The organism is Ramlibacter henchirensis (genome assembly GCF_004682015.1).
Taxonomy (GTDB): domain Bacteria; phylum Pseudomonadota; class Gammaproteobacteria; order Burkholderiales; family Burkholderiaceae_C; genus Ramlibacter; species Ramlibacter henchirensis.
Genome location: NZ_SMLM01000004.1, coordinates 256,268 through 270,767 on the forward strand (window position 1 = coordinate 256,268; position 14,500 = coordinate 270,767).

Consider the following 14,500-nt stretch of genomic DNA (forward strand, 5'->3'; position numbering starts at 1 on the left):
TGGCCCCGCCGCCCATGACACACTCGCCCGCGTGAACCAGCCGACCCCCGCGATCGTCGCCCAGAGCGCCGTGCGGCGGCTGCCGCGCGCGGCCCTGCTGCTGTTCTGCGCGGCGTACGTGGTGCCCGGCTTCGTCGGCCGCGACCCGTGGAAGAACGCCGACGTCACCGCGTTCGGCTACATGCACGAACTGGCGACAGGCCGTGCCAACTGGCTGGCTCCCAGCCTGCTGGACCAGCCGCCCGAATTCGACGCGCTGCTGCCCTACTGGCTGGGCGCCTGGTCGATGAAGATCGCGCCGGGCTGGGTGCCGCCGGACTTCGCGGCCCGCATCCCTTTCGCCGCCTTGCTGGTGCTCACGCTGCTGGCCACCTGGTACGCGATCTACTACCTGGCCCGCACGCCGCGGGCGCAGCCGGTGCCCTTCGCCTTCGGCGGCGAGGCGCACCCCACCGACTACGCGCGGGCCATCGCCGACGGTGGCCTGCTCGCGCTGATCGCCTGCCTGGGCCTCGCGCAGCTTTCCCACGAGACCACGCCCGCATTGGCGCAGCTGGGCTTCACGGCGCTGGCGTTCTACGGCGCCGCGGCGCTGCCTTTCCGGACGGCCGGGCCGTTGGCCGCCCTGGTGGCCGGACTGGCGGGACTCGCCCTCAGCGGCGCCCCGAGCACAGCGGTGCTGCTCGGCTCGGGCAGCGCCATCGTCACGGCAGGCGATGACCCGCCCGAGGGCCAATCGCGGCAGCGCCAGTGGATCTGCGCGGCGCTGATCCTGGGCATCGCAACGGGTGTCGCGCTGCTCGCCGGCGCGCTCGATCTCTGGCGCTGGCGCCTGGCGCAGGCGGGCGATCGCGAATGGCAGCAGGGCCTTCGCCTCGTCCTCTGGTTCACCTGGCCGGCCGGGCCGCTGGCAGCCTGGACGGTGTGGCGCTGGCGGCGGCAGCTCAGTGCGCGCCACGTCGCGCTGCCGCTGTGGTTCACGCTGGTCGCGATCATCTCCACCTTGCTCACGCATTCCTCCGACCGATCGCTGCTGCTCGGCTTGCCAGCGCTCGCGGCCCTGGCGGTGTTCGCGCTGCCCACCATGCGGCGCAGCGTCTCGGCGCTGATCGACTGGTTCACCCTGCTGTTCTTCACCGGCTGCGCGGTGGTGATCTGGGTGGTGTGGATCTCGCTGCAGACCGGCGTGCCGGCCAAGCCGGCGGCCAACGTGGCTCGCCTCGCGGCCGGATTCGAGCCGACGTTCTCGCTCATCGCCTTCGCCGTGGCCCTGGCCGGCACGGTCGCCTGGGGCTGGCTGGTGCGCTGGCGCGCCGGGCGCCACCAGGCCGCGCTCTGGAAAAGCCTGGTGCTGCCCGCCGCCGGCACCGCGCTGTGCTGGCTCCTGATGATGACGCTGTGGCTGCCCGTGCTGGACTACGCCCGCAGCTACCGTCCCGTGGTGCAGGGCATCCGCCAGGCCATGGACCGGCCCGGCTGTGCGGAAGTGTTCGGCCTCAACCGCGGCCAGATCGCGGCGCTGCGCTACCACGGCGGGCTCGAGCTGCGCTCGGCCGGGCAGCGCAGCCAGTGCCCGTGGCTGGTGATCGGCTCCGAGTACCAGGCCACCGCCTCGATGGCGATGGACATGAAGCAGTGGCGCCTGGTCGCCACCGTGCGCCGCCCGACCGACGCCCGCGACAACGTCCTGCTGTACCGCCACCAGTCGCGAAGCCGCTGATGTCGGAGCTGCGCGTCATCGCCCGCCATGCGGGCACGGTGCTCGTGGGCCAGCTGGCCACCATGGCCTTCGGCGTCGCAGACACGGCCATCGCGGGCCGCTACGCGCCGCAGGCGCTGGCCACGCTGTCGGTGGGCTCCGCGGTGTTCATCACCATCTTCGTCGGCCTGCAGGCCATGGTGCAGGCGCAGCTTCCCGTGTGGGCCGAGCTGCGCGGCGGCGGCCGCGGCCCGGAGGTCGGGCGGTCGGTGCGGCAGGCCGCGTACCTGTGCGCCGCGAGCATGGTGCTCGGCATGGCCGCCCTCTTCTACCCCGACCCGCTGCTGCGCTGGACCGATGTACCGCCGGCCCTGCAGCTGCAGGTCAAGGAGTACCTGGCCGTGCTGTCGCTGGCGCTGCCGCCGGCGCTGCTCTTTCGCGCCTGGTCCACGCTGAACCAGGCGCTGGGCAAGCCTTCGCTGGTCACCTGGCTGCAGATCGCATCGCTGGTGCTGAAGGTGCCGCTGTCGATCTGGCTCACGTTCGGCGGCGCCGGCGTGCCGCCCATGGGGCTCGCCGGCTGCGCCTGGGCCACCGTGATCGTCTACTGGCTGCTGGTCGTGCTCTCGGCCTGGGCGCTGCGCACGCAGCCGCTCTATGCGCCGTATGCGATCTGGCGGCGCATCGAGCCGCCGCACTGGCCCACGCTGCGGGCCTTCGCGCGGCTCGGCGTCCCGACCGCGCTGGCCGTCATGGTGGAAGTCACTTCGTTCACGCTGATGGCGCTGTTCATCGCGCGCATGGGCACGGCCCCGGCGGCCAGCCACCAGATCGCGAGCAACCTCACGGCCGTGCTCTACATGATGCCGCTCTCGCTGGGGCTCGCGACCAGCGCGCGGGTGAGCGGTTGGCTCGGCGCGGGCGACGAGCGCAGTGCGCGCCTGGCCCTGCGCACCGGCCTCAAGCTGGCCTTCCTGATGGCCTCGGGCAGCGCGCTGCTGATCGCGGTCGCGCACCAGGGGATCGCGCGCCTGTACGCCGGCGACAACCCGCAGGTCGTCGCGCTCGCGGGTTCCTTGCTGCAGTGGGTGGCCCTGTACCACCTGGCGGACTCGACGCAGGGCGTGTGCGTGTTCCTGCTGCGCAGCTACGGCGTGGCCGCGCGGCCGCTGCTGGTCTATTGCGTGCTGCTGTGGGGCGTCGGCCTGGGCGGGGGCTACCTGCTCGCGTACCAGGGCCCGGGCGATTGGCCGGCGCTGCAGACGCCCGCGGCGTTCTGGGGCGCGGGAGCGCTGGCCCTCGCGCTCACCGCGGCCGTCTTCACGGCGCTGCTGTGGCGTGTCGTGCGGGAGCGCCGCCCGGCGGTCGTGTGACCGTGCGCACCCGGCTGGCCGGGAACAACAGCGAGAACGTCGAACCGGCACCCGGCGCGCTGTCGATCCGCAGTTCGCCGCCGTGCCGCTGCACCACGTGCTTGACGATGGCCAGGCCCAACCCGGTGCCGCCGGTCTCGCGCGAGCGGCTGCGGTCCACGCGATAGAAGCGCTCGGTCAACCGCGGCAGGTGCTCCCGCGCGATGCCCGGACCCGTGTCGCGCACCGCGAACTCGGCGCGCCCGTCGGCCAGCGCGCGCCATTGCACCTGGATGCGGCCGCCCACCGGCGTGTAGCGCACCGCGTTGCTAGCGAGGTTGGACATGGCGCTGAGCAGCTCGTTCGCAGCCCCGGCGATTTCCAGGTCCGCCGGCGCCTCGAAGGAGAACTCGTGCGAAGCCTTCCCCAGCACCGCCGAGAGCGCGCGCGTCTCCTGCTCGCATTGCGTCAGCAGCGCCTCGACGGGCGTCCAGTCCCCCGCGCCCGGCAGGGGACTGCCTTCCAGGCGCGACAGCGTGAGCAGGTCGTTCACCAGCGTCTGCATGCGATCGGCCTGCTGCGACATCAGGCCGAGATAGCGCGTGCGGTCCGCCTCGTCCAGCGGCAGGTTCTGCAGCGTCTCGATGAAGCCGGCCAGCACCGTGAGCGGCGTGCGGATCTCGTGCGACACGTTGGCCACGAAATCGCGCCGCATGTTCTCGGCCTGCTCCACGGAGGTGACATCGCGCGAGAGCAGCAGCTTGCGCCCCTGCCCGTACGGATGCAGCCGCACCGACAGGCGCAGCGGCCGGCCCGGCGAGCTGTCGCGGCCGGGAATCACGACGTCGTGGGAGTAGTCGCCCTGCGCGTTGTAGGCACTGAAGGCCGGATCGCGCAGCAGGTTGGCGATCGCCTGCATCAGGTCACGCTGCGGATCGATGCCCAGGTGCTGGGCCGCGGTCTGGTTGCACCACTCGATGCGGCCCTGCGCATCGAGCAGCATCACGCCGTTGGGCGAAGCCTGGATCGCGGCCAGGAACTCCTGCAGGCGCTCGGATGCTTCCTGCGCCGTGCGCTCGCGTGCACGCAAGGCGCGTCGCACGCGATCGGCGGCTTCGCCCCACAGGCCGGAGCCCAACGGCGGATCGCTTTCCGCGCCCTGCCGCAGCCATCCCATGAAGCGCTCGCCGCGCAGCAGGTCGATGACGATCCAGAGCAGGCCCCCTGCCACCAGGCCGAGCGCGGCCCCGCGCTCGCGCGCCAGGAACCAGCCGGCCAGCCCGCCCGCCACCTGGCAAAGGAGAAAGCTGCAGATCCGCCAGAGCATCGAGCGAGGGCGTCAGCCGGCCCGCACCGCGGGCTGGGGCTGGGCCGTCAGGCGGTAGCCTGCGCCGCGCACCGTCTCCACCATCGCGCCGGCCGCGCCGAGCGATTCGCGCAGGCGCTTGACGTGCACGTCCACCGTGCGCTCCTCGATGAAGACATGGTCGCCCCACACCTTGTCCAGCAACTGCGAGCGGCTGTGCACCCGCTCCGGATGCTTCATCAGGTAGTTGAGCAGCTTGAACTCGGTCGGGCCGACTTTCAGCGGCTGCCCGCGCCAGCTCACGCGGTGCGTCGCCGCATCGAGCGACAGCTCGCCGATGGCCACCGTTTCGGTGGCCTGCTCGGGCGCGCGGCGGCGCAGCACCGCGCGGATGCGCGCCAGCAGTTCCTGGGTGGAGAACGGCTTGGTGATGTAGTCGTCGGCGCCGGCGTCCAGTCCCGCCACCTTGTCCGGCTCGTCGCCGCGCGCGGTGAGCATCAGGATCGGGATGCCTTTGGTGCGGCCCGAGGCGCGCCACTTGCGCGCCAGCGCCAGGCCGCTCTGGCCGGGCAGCATCCAGTCCAGCAGGATGACGTCGGGCAGCACCGAGTCCAGCTCGCGCTGCGCCGCATCGCCGTCCTCGGCCCAGATCGGCTGGAAGCCGTTGTGGCGCAGGTTGACCGCCACCAGTTCGGCGATCGACGGCTCGTCCTCGACCAGCAGCACGCGCGGAGTGTTCTTCATCGGCCCTCGGACTGCAGGGTGGACTCGATCTGCTCCAGCGGCGAGTGGCGCACGTCCGCGCCCTTGACCACGTAGATGATGAATTCGGCGATGTTCTTCGCGTGGTCGCCGACGCGCTCGATGGCCTTGGCCAGGAACAGCAGGTCCAGGCTGGCCGAGATGGTGCGCGGGTCTTCCATCATGTAGGTGATCAGCTTGCGCACGAAGCCGTCGAACTCCTTGTCGATCATGTCGTCCTCCTTGAGGATCGACAGGGCCGTGGCCGTGTCCAGCCGCGCGAACGCGTCCAGCGCCTTGCGCAGAAGGCCCGAGGCGAGGTCGGCCGCGACCCGCAGCTCGGAAGACGGCAGGGCGCGCGCCGAACCGCTGTCGATGATGGAGCGCACCATGCGGGCGATCTTCGCGGCCTCGTCGCCCACGCGCTCCAGGTTGGCGGTGGTCTTGGAGAACGCCATCAGCAGGCGCAGGTCGCGCGCGGTGGGCTGGCGCCGCGCGATGATGGACGACAGCTCGCGGTCGATGTCCACCTCCATCGCGTTGACGCGGTTCTCGGTTTGCAGCACCTGCGACGCGGCCTCGACGTTGAACTGCGCCAGCGCGTAGATCGCCTGGCGGATCTGCGATTCGACCAGCCCGCCCAGCTCCATCACGCGGGTGGAGACGCCGTTGAGCTCGCTGTCGAACTGGGTGGAAAGGTGCTTGTCGGGCATGTCGCTCCCCTTAACCGAACCGGCCGGTGATGTAGTCCTCGGTTTCTTTCCGCTTGGGCTTGAAGAAGATCTGCTCCGTCTCGCCCACCTCCACAAGGTCGCCCAGGTACATGTACGCGGTGTAGTCGCTGCAGCGGGCCGCCTGCTGCATGTTGTGCGTGACGATGACCACCGTGTAGTCGTTCTTCAGCTCGGCGATGAGCTCCTCGATCTTGCCGGTGGAGATCGGGTCCAGCGCGGAACAGGGTTCATCCAGCAGCAGCACCTCCGGCCGGATGGCGATGCCGCGCGCGATGCACAGGCGCTGCTGCTGGCCGCCGGAGAGGCCCGCCCCGCTCTGACCGAGCTTGTCCCGCACCTCGTTCCACAACGCCGCCTTGCGCAGGGCCCATTCGACCCGCTCGTCCATGTCGGTGGCGCCGAGGTTCTCGAACAGGCGCACGCCGTAGGCGATGTTCTCGTAGATCGACATCGGGAACGGCGTGGGCTTCTGGAAGACCATGCCGATCCTGGCCCGGATCAGCGCCACGTCCTGGCGCGAGGTCAGCAGGTTCTGGCCGTCCATCACGATCTCGCCTTCGGCCCGCTGCTCGGGATAGAGCTCGTACATGCGGTTGAAGGTGCGCAGCAGCGTGGACTTGCCGCAGCCCGACGGCCCGATGAAGGCCGTGACCTTCTTGTCCGGGATCTCGAGGTTGATGCCCTTGAGGGCGTGGAACTTGCCGTAGAAGAAGTTCAGGTCCCGCACCGCAATCTTGGCGGAGGTCTGGACGCTTGCATTCATGGGTTGCAGCCTCTCGGGCTCAGAGCTTGTTTCGGGTCAGCACGCGGGCCAGGATGTTCAGGCCGAGCACCGCCGCCGTGATGAGGAACACGCCGGCCCAGGCCAGCTGCTGCCAGTTCTCGTAAGGGCTCATCGCGAACTTGAAGATGGTCACGGGCAGGCTGGCCATCGGCTCGGACAGGTTGGACGTCCAGAACTGGTTGTTGAGCGCGGTGAACAGCAGCGGCGCCGTCTCTCCGGAGATGCGGGCCACGGCCAGCAGGATGCCGGTGACAACGCCGGCGCGGGCGGCCCGCATCGTGATGCTGGTGATCACCTTCCATTTCGGTGCGCCCAGCGCGTAGGCCGCCTCGCGCAGCCCGGCGGGCACCAGCATCAGCATGTTCTCGGTGGTGCGGATCACCACCGGGATCACGATGAGCGCCAGGGCCAGCACGCCGGCCCAGCCGGAGAACTGCTTGAAGCGCGCCACGACGACGGCGTAGATGAACAGGCCGATCACGATCGACGGCGCCGACAGCAGGATGTCGTTGACGAAACGCGTGGTCGAGCCCAGCCAGCCCTTCACGTCGTACTCGGCCAGGTAGATGCCGGCCAGGATGCCGATGGGCGTGGCCACGAAGGTCGCGAGCGTCACCATCAGGAAGGAGCCGTAGATCGCGTTGGCGATGCCCCCGACCTCGTTGGGCGGCGGGGTCATCTGCGTCAGCGTGGCCCAGGCCATGCCGCCGATGCCCAGCCGGAAGGTCTCCCACAGGATCCACAGCAGCCAGAACACGCCGAAGGCCATCGCCGCGAGCGAGAGCGCCAGGGCGACCCTGTTGACCCGCTTGCGTCCGGCGTAGCGGCGTTCGCGCGCGGCCACCGCGTCGGCGGCCGCGATCAGGCGCTGGCCGGTCCCGGTCTCGCCGCTCATGACCGGGTCCCCTCGCCCTTGCGCAGCTGCGACAGCAGCAGCTTGGACAGCGCCAGGACGACGAAGGTGATGAAGAACAGCACCAGGCCCAGGTAGATCAGGGCCGACTGGTGCAGGCCGCTGGCCGCCTCGGCGAACTCGTTGGCCAGCGCGGAGGTGATGCTGTTGGCGGGTTCGAACAGCGAGAGCGAGTTGAGCTGGTTGAAGTTGCCGATGACGAAGGTGACCGCCATCGTCTCGCCCAGCGCGCGGCCCAGGCCGAGCATGATGCCGCCGACGACACCGGCCTTGGTGTACGGCAGCACCACCCGCGACACCACTTCCCACGTCGTCGAGCCCAGCGCGTACGCCGACTCCTTGAGCATCGGCGGCGTGACCTCGAAGACGTCGCGCATCACGGCCGCGATGAACGGGATGATCATGATCGCCAGGATGATCCCGGCCGACAGGATCCCGATGCCCACGGGCGGGCCGGACACCAGCGCGCCCAGGTAGGGCACGCCGGCCAGCAGCGACTGCAAGGGCTGCTGCACGAAAGTCGCGAGGATGGGGCCGAACACCAGCAGGCCCCACATGCCGTACACGATGGACGGCACGGCGGCCAGCAGTTCGATGGCGGTGCCCAGCGGCCGCTTGAGCCAGGCCGGCGACAGTTCGGTGAGGAAAACGGCGATGCCGAAGCTCACCGGCACGGCGATCACCAGCGCGATGAGCGAGGTGGCCAGCGTGCCGTAGATCATCACCAGCCCGCCGTACTCGTTGGAAACGGGGTCCCACACGGTGCTGCCCAGGAAACCCAGCCCGTACGCCTGGATGGCCGGCCAGGCGCCGATGAGCAGCGACACGAGGATGCCGGCCAGCAGCCCCAGGGTGACGACGGCCGCGGCTCGCGCGGCCCAGCCGAAAAGCGGGTCGACCCAGGCATTGCGGACGGCCGGCCGCCCGCCGGGCGGCGAACTCATCGTGCGCTCCCCGCGCGCCGCTTCGCGAGGGAACTCCTGGGTGGCCTCATGGGCCGGGAGTGTATGGGACACGTGCGTGCGTTCCTGTCCAGCCAGCGGCCCGAAGGCCGCACGATCTCAGCGGACCGCGATGGTCTTGCCCGAGCCGTCCTTCAGGTCCGTGGCCCAGAGCTTTTCGATCTGCGTCTTGACCGCGGCGGGCATGGGCACGTAGTCCAGGTCCTCGGCGGTCTTGTCGCCGTTCTTGTAGGCCCACTCGAAGAACTTGAGCGTGGCGGCGGCCTGGGCGGGCTTGTCCTGCACCTTGTGCATCAGGATGAAGGTGGCGCCGGTGATCGGCCAGGCCTGCGCGCCCGGCTGGTTGGTGAGGATCTGGTAGAAGCTCCTGGACCAATCGGCGCCGGCGGCCGCGGCCTTGAACGCATCGTCGGTCGGCGAGACGAACTGGCCCGACGCGTTCTGCAGCAGCGCGTAGTTCATCTTGTTCTGCTTGACGTAGGCGTACTCGACGTAGCCGATCGAATTCGGCAGCCGGCCGACGAAGGCGGCCACGCCCTCGTTGCCCTTGCCGCCCGCGCCGCTCGGCCAGTTGACGGCGGTGCCCTCACCGACTTTCGACTTCCATTCGGCGTTCACCTTCGACAGGTAGTTGGTGAAGATGAACGTGGTGCCGGAGCCATCGGCGCGGCGCACCGGCGCGATCGCCGCATCGGGCAGGTTCAGCGACGGGTTCAGCGCCTTGATCGCGTCGTCGTTCCACCTGGTGATCTTGCCCAGGAAGATGTCGCCCAGCACCTGCCCGTTCAGGCGCAGCTGGCCGGCCTGGATACCGCGGATGTTGACTACCGGCACCACGCCGCCGATCACCGTGGGGAACTGGATCTGCCCCTTCTTCGCCAGCTCTTCGTCCTTCAGCGGCGCGTCCGACGCGCCGAAGTCCACCGTCTTGGCGTCGATCTGGCGGATGCCCGCGCCGGAACCGACCGACTGGTAGTTGATCTTCACACCGGTGGCCCTGTTGTAGTCGGCCGCCCACTTGGCATACAGGGGCGCCGGGAAGCTGGCGCCAGCGCCGGTGACGTCCTGCGCGCTAGCGACGCCGGACAGGCAAACGAAGAAGAGGCCGAGGCCGGCCGCGCGGAAGAAGGTGGTCATCGCTGTCAGTTCCCCTTGGTTGCGAACTGCAGTGAATTTAAGAAGGCTGCGTGACAGCCTCGTGACAGTCCGGGACTGTCACAGGGATCGATCCCGTCCAGCCCAGCAGCCGGTTTTCAGACGGGTTGCAGGGGCCGGTGCGCTGCGCTCGAGGACAGCACGTCGATGGCGTCGCCGGCGCGCACCTCGCCGCCTTCGAGCACGACGCCCATCACGCCCGCCTTGCGCAGCAGCGTGCCGTCGGGCCGGCGGTCGAGCACCGCCGCCATCAGCCCGGGCTGGAACTTGTCGAGCTGCGAGCAGGGATTGCGCAGGCCCGTCACTTCGACCAGCGCGTTCGGCCCGAGCCGAAGGCGCGTACCGGTGGACAGCGCGAGCAGGTCGATCCCGCGTGTCGTGACGTTCTCGCCCAAATCGCCGGGCCACACGGGAAATCCCGCCGCCATCAGTTCCTCGAACAGTTCGGCGTGGATGAGGTGGACCTGGCGCAGGTTGGGCTGGGTCGGATCGCGGCGCACCCGGGAGCGGTGCTTGACCGTCGCGCCGGCGTGCGCGTCGCCTTCCACGCCGAAGCCGGCGACGAGCGTGATGGCGTCCTCGGCATGCTTGCTGAAGCCGTGGACGCCGCTGCGGTGGACGGCCTCGACGCGGGCCGCGGGCATCAGCCGGCCTGCAGCGCCTGCGCGAGGTCCTGCGCGCCCTGCCTGGCCAGCGCCTCGTCCTGCGCTTCGACCATCACGCGCACGACCGGCTCGGTGCCGCTCGGGCGGATCAGGATGCGGCCGCGGCCGCCCAGGCGCTTTTCCAGCGCCTCCTGCGCCTTGGGCAGCTGGCGGCTTTGCTTCCAGTCCTGGCCGGGCGCCAGGCGCACGTTGATCAGGGTCTGCGGATAGAGTGACACGCCTTCCAGCAGGCGCTTGAGCGGCTTGCCGCTGCGCGCGCACGCCTTGAGCACCTGCAGCGCGCTGATCAGGCCATCGCCGGTCGTGTGCTTGTCGAGAGCGAGGAGGTGGCCCGAGCCTTCCCCGCCCAGCAGCCAGCCGCGCTTCTCGAGTTCTTCGAGCACATAGCGGTCGCCGACCTTGGCGCGCACGAACTCCACGTCGTGCTTGCGCAGCGCCACTTCGACGGCCATGTTGGTCATCAGCGTGCCGACGGCACCGGGGACGCGCTCGCCGTTGGCAAGGCGGTCCCTCACCATCAGGTACAGCAGTTCGTCGCCGTTGTACAGGCGCCCTGCCCCGTCGACCATCTGCAGGCGGTCGGCATCGCCATCCAGCGCGATGCCGAAGTCGGCGCGGTGCTCGCGAACCGCCTGCACCAATGCATCGGGGTGCGTGGCGCCGCACTCTCGGTTGATGTTCAGGCCGTCGGGCGCGCAGCCGATGCAGTGCACCTCGGCGCCCAGTTCATGGAACACCTTGGGAGCGATGTGGTAGGCCGCGCCGTTGGCCGCATCGACCACGATCGTCAGGCCCTTGAGCGTGAGGTCGTTGGCGAAGGTGCTCTTGCAGAACTCGATGTAGCGGCCCGCCGCGTCGTCGAGGCGCCGCGCCTTGCCCAGGTTGGCCGAATCGGCCCACACCGGCTGTTCCTCCAGTGCCGCCTCGACCTCGCGCTCCCAATCGTCGGCCAGCTTGGTGCCTTGCGCGCTGAAGAACTTGATGCCGTTGTCGGCGAACGGGTTGTGGCTGGCGCTGATCACCACGCCCAGGCTGGCGCGTTGCGCGCGCGTGAGGTAGGCGACGCCCGGCGTCGGCAGCGGGCCGAGCAGCACCACGTCCGCGCCCGCGGAGTTGAAGCCCGACTCGAGCGCGCTCTCCAGCATGTAGCCGGAGATGCGCGTGTCCTTGCCGATCAGCACCGTGGGCCGCTCCTCGGCGCGCTTGAGCACGCGGCCCACCGCGTGCGCGAGGCGCAGCACGAAGTCCGGCGTGATCGGCGCCTGGCCGACGGTGCCGCGGATGCCGTCCGTTCCGAAATGCTTTCTGCTCATGGTGAGGGGCTCCCTTCTTTTCCCCCTGGATTCATCCTGACCGTGGCGGACCAGACCTTGAGGGCCGCCACCGTTTCCCTGACGTCGTGCACGCGCACGATGCGCGCGCCGCGCTCGACGGCCATCAGCGCCGCCGCGACGCTTGGAACCATCCGCTCGGGCAAAGGCAGGCCGCTCACCTGCCCCAGCGAGGCCTTGCGCGACCAGCCCACCAGAAGCGGCCGGCCCTCGGCCAGCAACTCCTGCTGGCGCGCCAGCAGCGCGAAGTTCTGTTCGACCGTCTTGCCGAACCCGATGCCCGGGTCCCAGGCGACGCGATCGGCCGCAACGCCCAGCGCCTGCAGCGCGCTCGTGCGCTCGCGCAGGAACCCAAGCACCTGCGGCACGGCATCGCCCTGCATGGGCGAGCGCTGCATGGTCTGCGGCTCGCCATGCATGTGCATCAGGCACACGCCGCACGCGGGGTGCGACGCCACAGCCCGGGCTGCGCCGGGCTGCCGCAGCGCCCAGATGTCGTTGACGATGTCGGCCCCGATGTCGAGCGCCTGCCGCATCACTTGGGGCTTGTAGGTGTCGACGGAGACGGGCACGTTCAGCCGGACGGCTTCGCGCACCGCCGGCAGCACCCGCGCGAGCTCTTCTTCCAGCGGGACGGGCGGCGAGCCCGGCCGGGTCGATTCGCCACCGATGTCCAGGATGTCCGCGCCCTCGGCCAGCAGGCGTTCGCAGTGCGCGAGCGCCGCGCCCGTGCTGCCGTAGCGGCCGCCGTCGGAGAACGAGTCGGGCGTGACGTTGACGATGCCCATCACCCGCGGCTGCGCGAGGTCGATGCGGAACCGGGCAGTCTGCCAATGCATGGGCTCGATTGTCCTCCAGCGGCGAAAAGCAAAAGGGGCCCGGATGGGCCCCCCTGGTGCTCGACGGTGAGCGTCAGGCCGCGGTCGGCGTCGGGTTGTCGGCGCCCACCGGGCTGCCGCCGGAGCCGCCGCCGGACGACGGCGAACGCGGCGTGAAGTCCTTGGGCGGACGCGGATCCTTGCCGGCCATGATGTCGTCCAGCTGCTCGGCGTCGATGGTTTCCCACTCGAGCAGGGCCTTGGCCATCGCGTGCATCTTGTCCTTGTTGTCCTCGATGAGCTTGCGCGCCAGGGCGTACTGCTCGTCGATGATGCGGCGCACTTCCGAGTCGACCTTCTGCATGGTCGTCTCGGAGATGTTGGTGGTCTTGGTGACCGAGCGGCCGAGGAACACCTCGCCCTCGTTCTCCGCATAAACCATCGGGCCGAGCGCGTCGGACATGCCGTAGCGCATGACCATGTCGCGCGCCAGGTGGGTGGCCCGCTCGAAGTCGTTGCTGGCGCCGGTGGTCATCTGGTTCATGAACACCTCTTCCGCGATACGGCCGCCGAACAGCATGCTGATCTGGTTGAGCATGTACTCGCGGTCGTAGCTGTAGCGGTCCTGGGCGGGCAGGCTCATCGTCACGCCCAGCGCACGGCCGCGCGGGATGATGGTGACCTTGTGGACCGGGTCGCACTTGGGCAGCAGCTTGCCGATGATCGCGTGGCCGGACTCGTGGTAGGCCGTGTTGCGGCGCTCTTCCTCGGGCATGACCATGCTCTTGCGCTCGGGGCCCATCAGGATCTTGTCCTTGGCCTTCTCGAAGTCCTGCATCTCGACCACGCGCGCGTTGCGGCGCGCAGCCATCAGGGCGGCCTCGTTGCACAGGTTGGCCAGGTCGGCGCCCGACATGCCCGGCGTGCCGCGCGCGATGATCTCGGCCTTGACGTCCTGGCCGATCGGGATCTTGCGCATGTGCACGTTGAGGATCTGCTCGCGGCCGCGGATGTCCGGCAGCTGCACGTAGACCTGGCGGTCGAAGCGGCCCGGACGCAGCAGCGCGGCGTCCAGGATGTCCGGCCGGTTGGTGGCCGCGATGACGATGACGCCGAGGTTGGTCTCGAAGCCGTCCATCTCCACCAGCATCTGGTTGAGGGTCTGCTCGCGCTCGTCGTTGCCGCCGCCCAGGCCCGCGCCGCGCTGGCGGCCGACCGCGTCGATTTCATCGATGAAGATGATGCAGGGCGCGTTCTTCTTGGCGTTCTCGAACATGTCGCGCACACGGGCTGCGCCCACGCCGACGAACATCTCGACGAAGTCGGATCCCGAGATCGAGAAGAACGGCACCTTGGCCTCGCCGGCGATGCCCTTGGCCAGCAGCGTCTTGCCGGTGCCCGGGGGGCCGACCAGCAGCAGGCCGCGCGGGATGCGACCGCCCAGCTTCTGGAACTTCTGCGGGTCCTTCAGGAAGTCGACGACCTCCTTGACCTCTTCTTTCGCTTCGTCACAGCCGGCTACATCGGCGAAGGTGACCTGGTTGTTGTTCTCGTCCAGCATGCGCGCCTTGCTCTTGCCGAACGAAAACGCGCCGCCCTTGCCGCCGCCCTGCATCTGGCGCATGAAGTAGATCCACACACCGATGAGCAGCAGCATCGGTCCCCAGCTGACGAGCAGCGTCATCAGCAGCGAGCTTTCCTCGCGCGGCTTGACGTCGAACTTGACGCCGTTGTTGATGAGGTCGCCGACCAGGCCGCGGTCGAGGTAGGTCGCGGTGCTGCGCACCTTGCGGTCATCGGTGGTGATGGCGACGATCTCGGTGCCGCCCTGTCCTTCCTGGATGACGGCGTTCTTGATCCGCTTGGCCCGCACTTCCTCCAGGAAGTCCGAGTAGCCCATCACGCTGGCGCCGGCGGCCCCGCGCGTGTCGAACTGCTTGAAGACCGTGAACAGGACGAGCGCTATGACGAGCCAGACGGCGATTTTCGAGAACCACTGATTGTTCAAATCGAACTCCGGGAAACGTGCCTGACGGCACT

13 protein-coding genes are annotated in these 14,500 nt (G+C 69.5%); 2 read left to right on the top strand and 11 right to left on the bottom strand.

Going from position 1 to position 14,500, the window contains the following annotated elements:
• The first annotated feature begins 31 nt into the window (after positions 1-31).
• Together EZ313_RS22465 and EZ313_RS22470 are read left to right on the top strand one after the other, a co-directional pair.
• Positions 32-1,720: a hypothetical protein gene (locus EZ313_RS22465; RefSeq protein WP_135265551.1), complete on the top strand. Its 1,689-nt coding sequence runs from the start codon at positions 32-34 to the stop codon at positions 1,718-1,720.
• Positions 1,720-3,072, top strand: coding sequence for an MATE family efflux transporter (locus EZ313_RS22470; protein ID WP_135265552.1), 1,353 nt, complete (start codon positions 1,720-1,722; stop codon positions 3,070-3,072). The genes EZ313_RS22465 and EZ313_RS22470 overlap by 1 nt, the downstream gene beginning before the upstream one ends.
• Here the strand turns inward: EZ313_RS22470 and phoR are convergent.
• The 11 genes from phoR to ftsH form a co-directional block, all read right to left on the bottom strand.
• Positions 3,020-4,378 carry a phosphate regulon sensor histidine kinase PhoR gene (gene phoR, locus EZ313_RS22475; protein ID WP_135265553.1) on the bottom strand — a complete coding sequence of 453 codons (1,359 nt, stop codon included), beginning with the start codon at positions 4,376-4,378 and terminating at the stop codon, positions 3,020-3,022. The genes EZ313_RS22470 and phoR overlap by 53 nt on opposite strands.
• A 12-nt stretch (positions 4,379-4,390) precedes the next feature.
• Positions 4,391-5,101, bottom strand: coding sequence for a phosphate regulon transcriptional regulator PhoB (gene phoB / locus EZ313_RS22480; protein WP_135265554.1), 711 nt, complete (start codon positions 5,099-5,101; stop codon positions 4,391-4,393).
• Positions 5,098-5,811: a phosphate signaling complex protein PhoU gene (gene phoU, locus EZ313_RS22485; protein WP_135265555.1), complete on the bottom strand. Its 714-nt coding sequence runs from the start codon at positions 5,809-5,811 to the stop codon at positions 5,098-5,100. Before phoU ends, phoB begins: the two co-directional genes overlap by 4 nt.
• Positions 5,812-5,821: 10 nt before the next feature.
• Positions 5,822-6,595 carry a phosphate ABC transporter ATP-binding protein PstB gene (gene pstB, locus EZ313_RS22490; protein ID WP_135265556.1) on the bottom strand — a complete coding sequence of 258 codons (774 nt, stop codon included), beginning with the start codon at positions 6,593-6,595 and terminating at the stop codon, positions 5,822-5,824.
• Between the two features lie 19 nt (positions 6,596-6,614).
• Entirely contained in the window at positions 6,615-7,511 is an 897-nt protein-coding gene (pstA, locus tag EZ313_RS22495) for a phosphate ABC transporter permease PstA (RefSeq protein WP_135265557.1), read from the bottom strand.
• Positions 7,508-8,473, bottom strand: coding sequence for a phosphate ABC transporter permease subunit PstC (gene pstC, locus EZ313_RS22500; protein WP_135265681.1), 966 nt, complete (start codon positions 8,471-8,473; stop codon positions 7,508-7,510). The genes pstA and pstC overlap by 4 nt, the downstream gene beginning before the upstream one ends.
• 117 nt (positions 8,474-8,590) lie before the next feature.
• Positions 8,591-9,628: a phosphate ABC transporter substrate-binding protein PstS gene (pstS, locus tag EZ313_RS22505; RefSeq protein ID WP_135265558.1), complete on the bottom strand. Its 1,038-nt coding sequence runs from the start codon at positions 9,626-9,628 to the stop codon at positions 8,591-8,593.
• A gap of 116 nt (positions 9,629-9,744) precedes the next feature.
• A complete protein-coding gene (locus EZ313_RS22510) occupies positions 9,745-10,290 on the bottom strand; it encodes an MOSC domain-containing protein (protein WP_135265559.1) in 546 nt (181 codons plus the stop codon).
• Positions 10,290-11,624: a phosphoglucosamine mutase gene (gene glmM / locus EZ313_RS22515; protein ID WP_135265560.1), complete on the bottom strand. Its 1,335-nt coding sequence runs from the start codon at positions 11,622-11,624 to the stop codon at positions 10,290-10,292. Before glmM ends, EZ313_RS22510 begins: the two co-directional genes overlap by 1 nt.
• Positions 11,621-12,481 carry a dihydropteroate synthase gene (gene folP, locus EZ313_RS22520; protein ID WP_135265561.1) on the bottom strand — a complete coding sequence of 287 codons (861 nt, stop codon included), beginning with the start codon at positions 12,479-12,481 and terminating at the stop codon, positions 11,621-11,623. The genes glmM and folP overlap by 4 nt, the downstream gene beginning before the upstream one ends.
• Before the next feature lie 73 nt (positions 12,482-12,554).
• Positions 12,555-14,468, bottom strand: a complete 1,914-nt coding sequence (ftsH, locus tag EZ313_RS22525; RefSeq protein WP_135265562.1) for an ATP-dependent zinc metalloprotease FtsH — start codon at positions 14,466-14,468, stop codon at positions 12,555-12,557.
• Positions 14,469-14,500: the final 32 nt, after the last annotated feature.

Excerpts from the sequence above, each read along its gene's own strand:
- pstC (WP_135265681.1), bottom strand. The coding sequence starts at position 8,473 with ATGAGTTCGCCGCCCGGCGGGCGGCCGGCCGTCCGCAATGCCTGGGTC.
- pstS (WP_135265558.1), bottom strand. The coding sequence starts at position 9,628 with ATGACCACCTTCTTCCGCGCGGCCGGCCTCGGCCTCTTCTTCGTTTGC.
- pstB (WP_135265556.1), bottom strand. The coding sequence starts at position 6,595 with ATGAATGCAAGCGTCCAGACCTCCGCCAAGATTGCGGTGCGGGACCTG.
- glmM (WP_135265560.1), bottom strand. The coding sequence starts at position 11,624 with ATGAGCAGAAAGCATTTCGGAACGGACGGCATCCGCGGCACCGTCGGC.
- EZ313_RS22470 (WP_135265552.1), top strand. The coding sequence starts at position 1,720 with ATGTCGGAGCTGCGCGTCATCGCCCGCCATGCGGGCACGGTGCTCGTG.
- folP (WP_135265561.1), bottom strand. The coding sequence starts at position 12,481 with ATGCATTGGCAGACTGCCCGGTTCCGCATCGACCTCGCGCAGCCGCGG.
- phoU (WP_135265555.1), bottom strand. The coding sequence starts at position 5,811 with ATGCCCGACAAGCACCTTTCCACCCAGTTCGACAGCGAGCTCAACGGC.
- EZ313_RS22510 (WP_135265559.1), bottom strand. The coding sequence starts at position 10,290 with ATGCCCGCGGCCCGCGTCGAGGCCGTCCACCGCAGCGGCGTCCACGGC.
- phoB (WP_135265554.1), bottom strand. The coding sequence starts at position 5,101 with ATGAAGAACACTCCGCGCGTGCTGCTGGTCGAGGACGAGCCGTCGATC.
- pstA (WP_135265557.1), bottom strand. The coding sequence starts at position 7,511 with ATGAGCGGCGAGACCGGGACCGGCCAGCGCCTGATCGCGGCCGCCGAC.
- phoR (WP_135265553.1), bottom strand. The coding sequence starts at position 4,378 with ATGCTCTGGCGGATCTGCAGCTTTCTCCTTTGCCAGGTGGCGGGCGGG.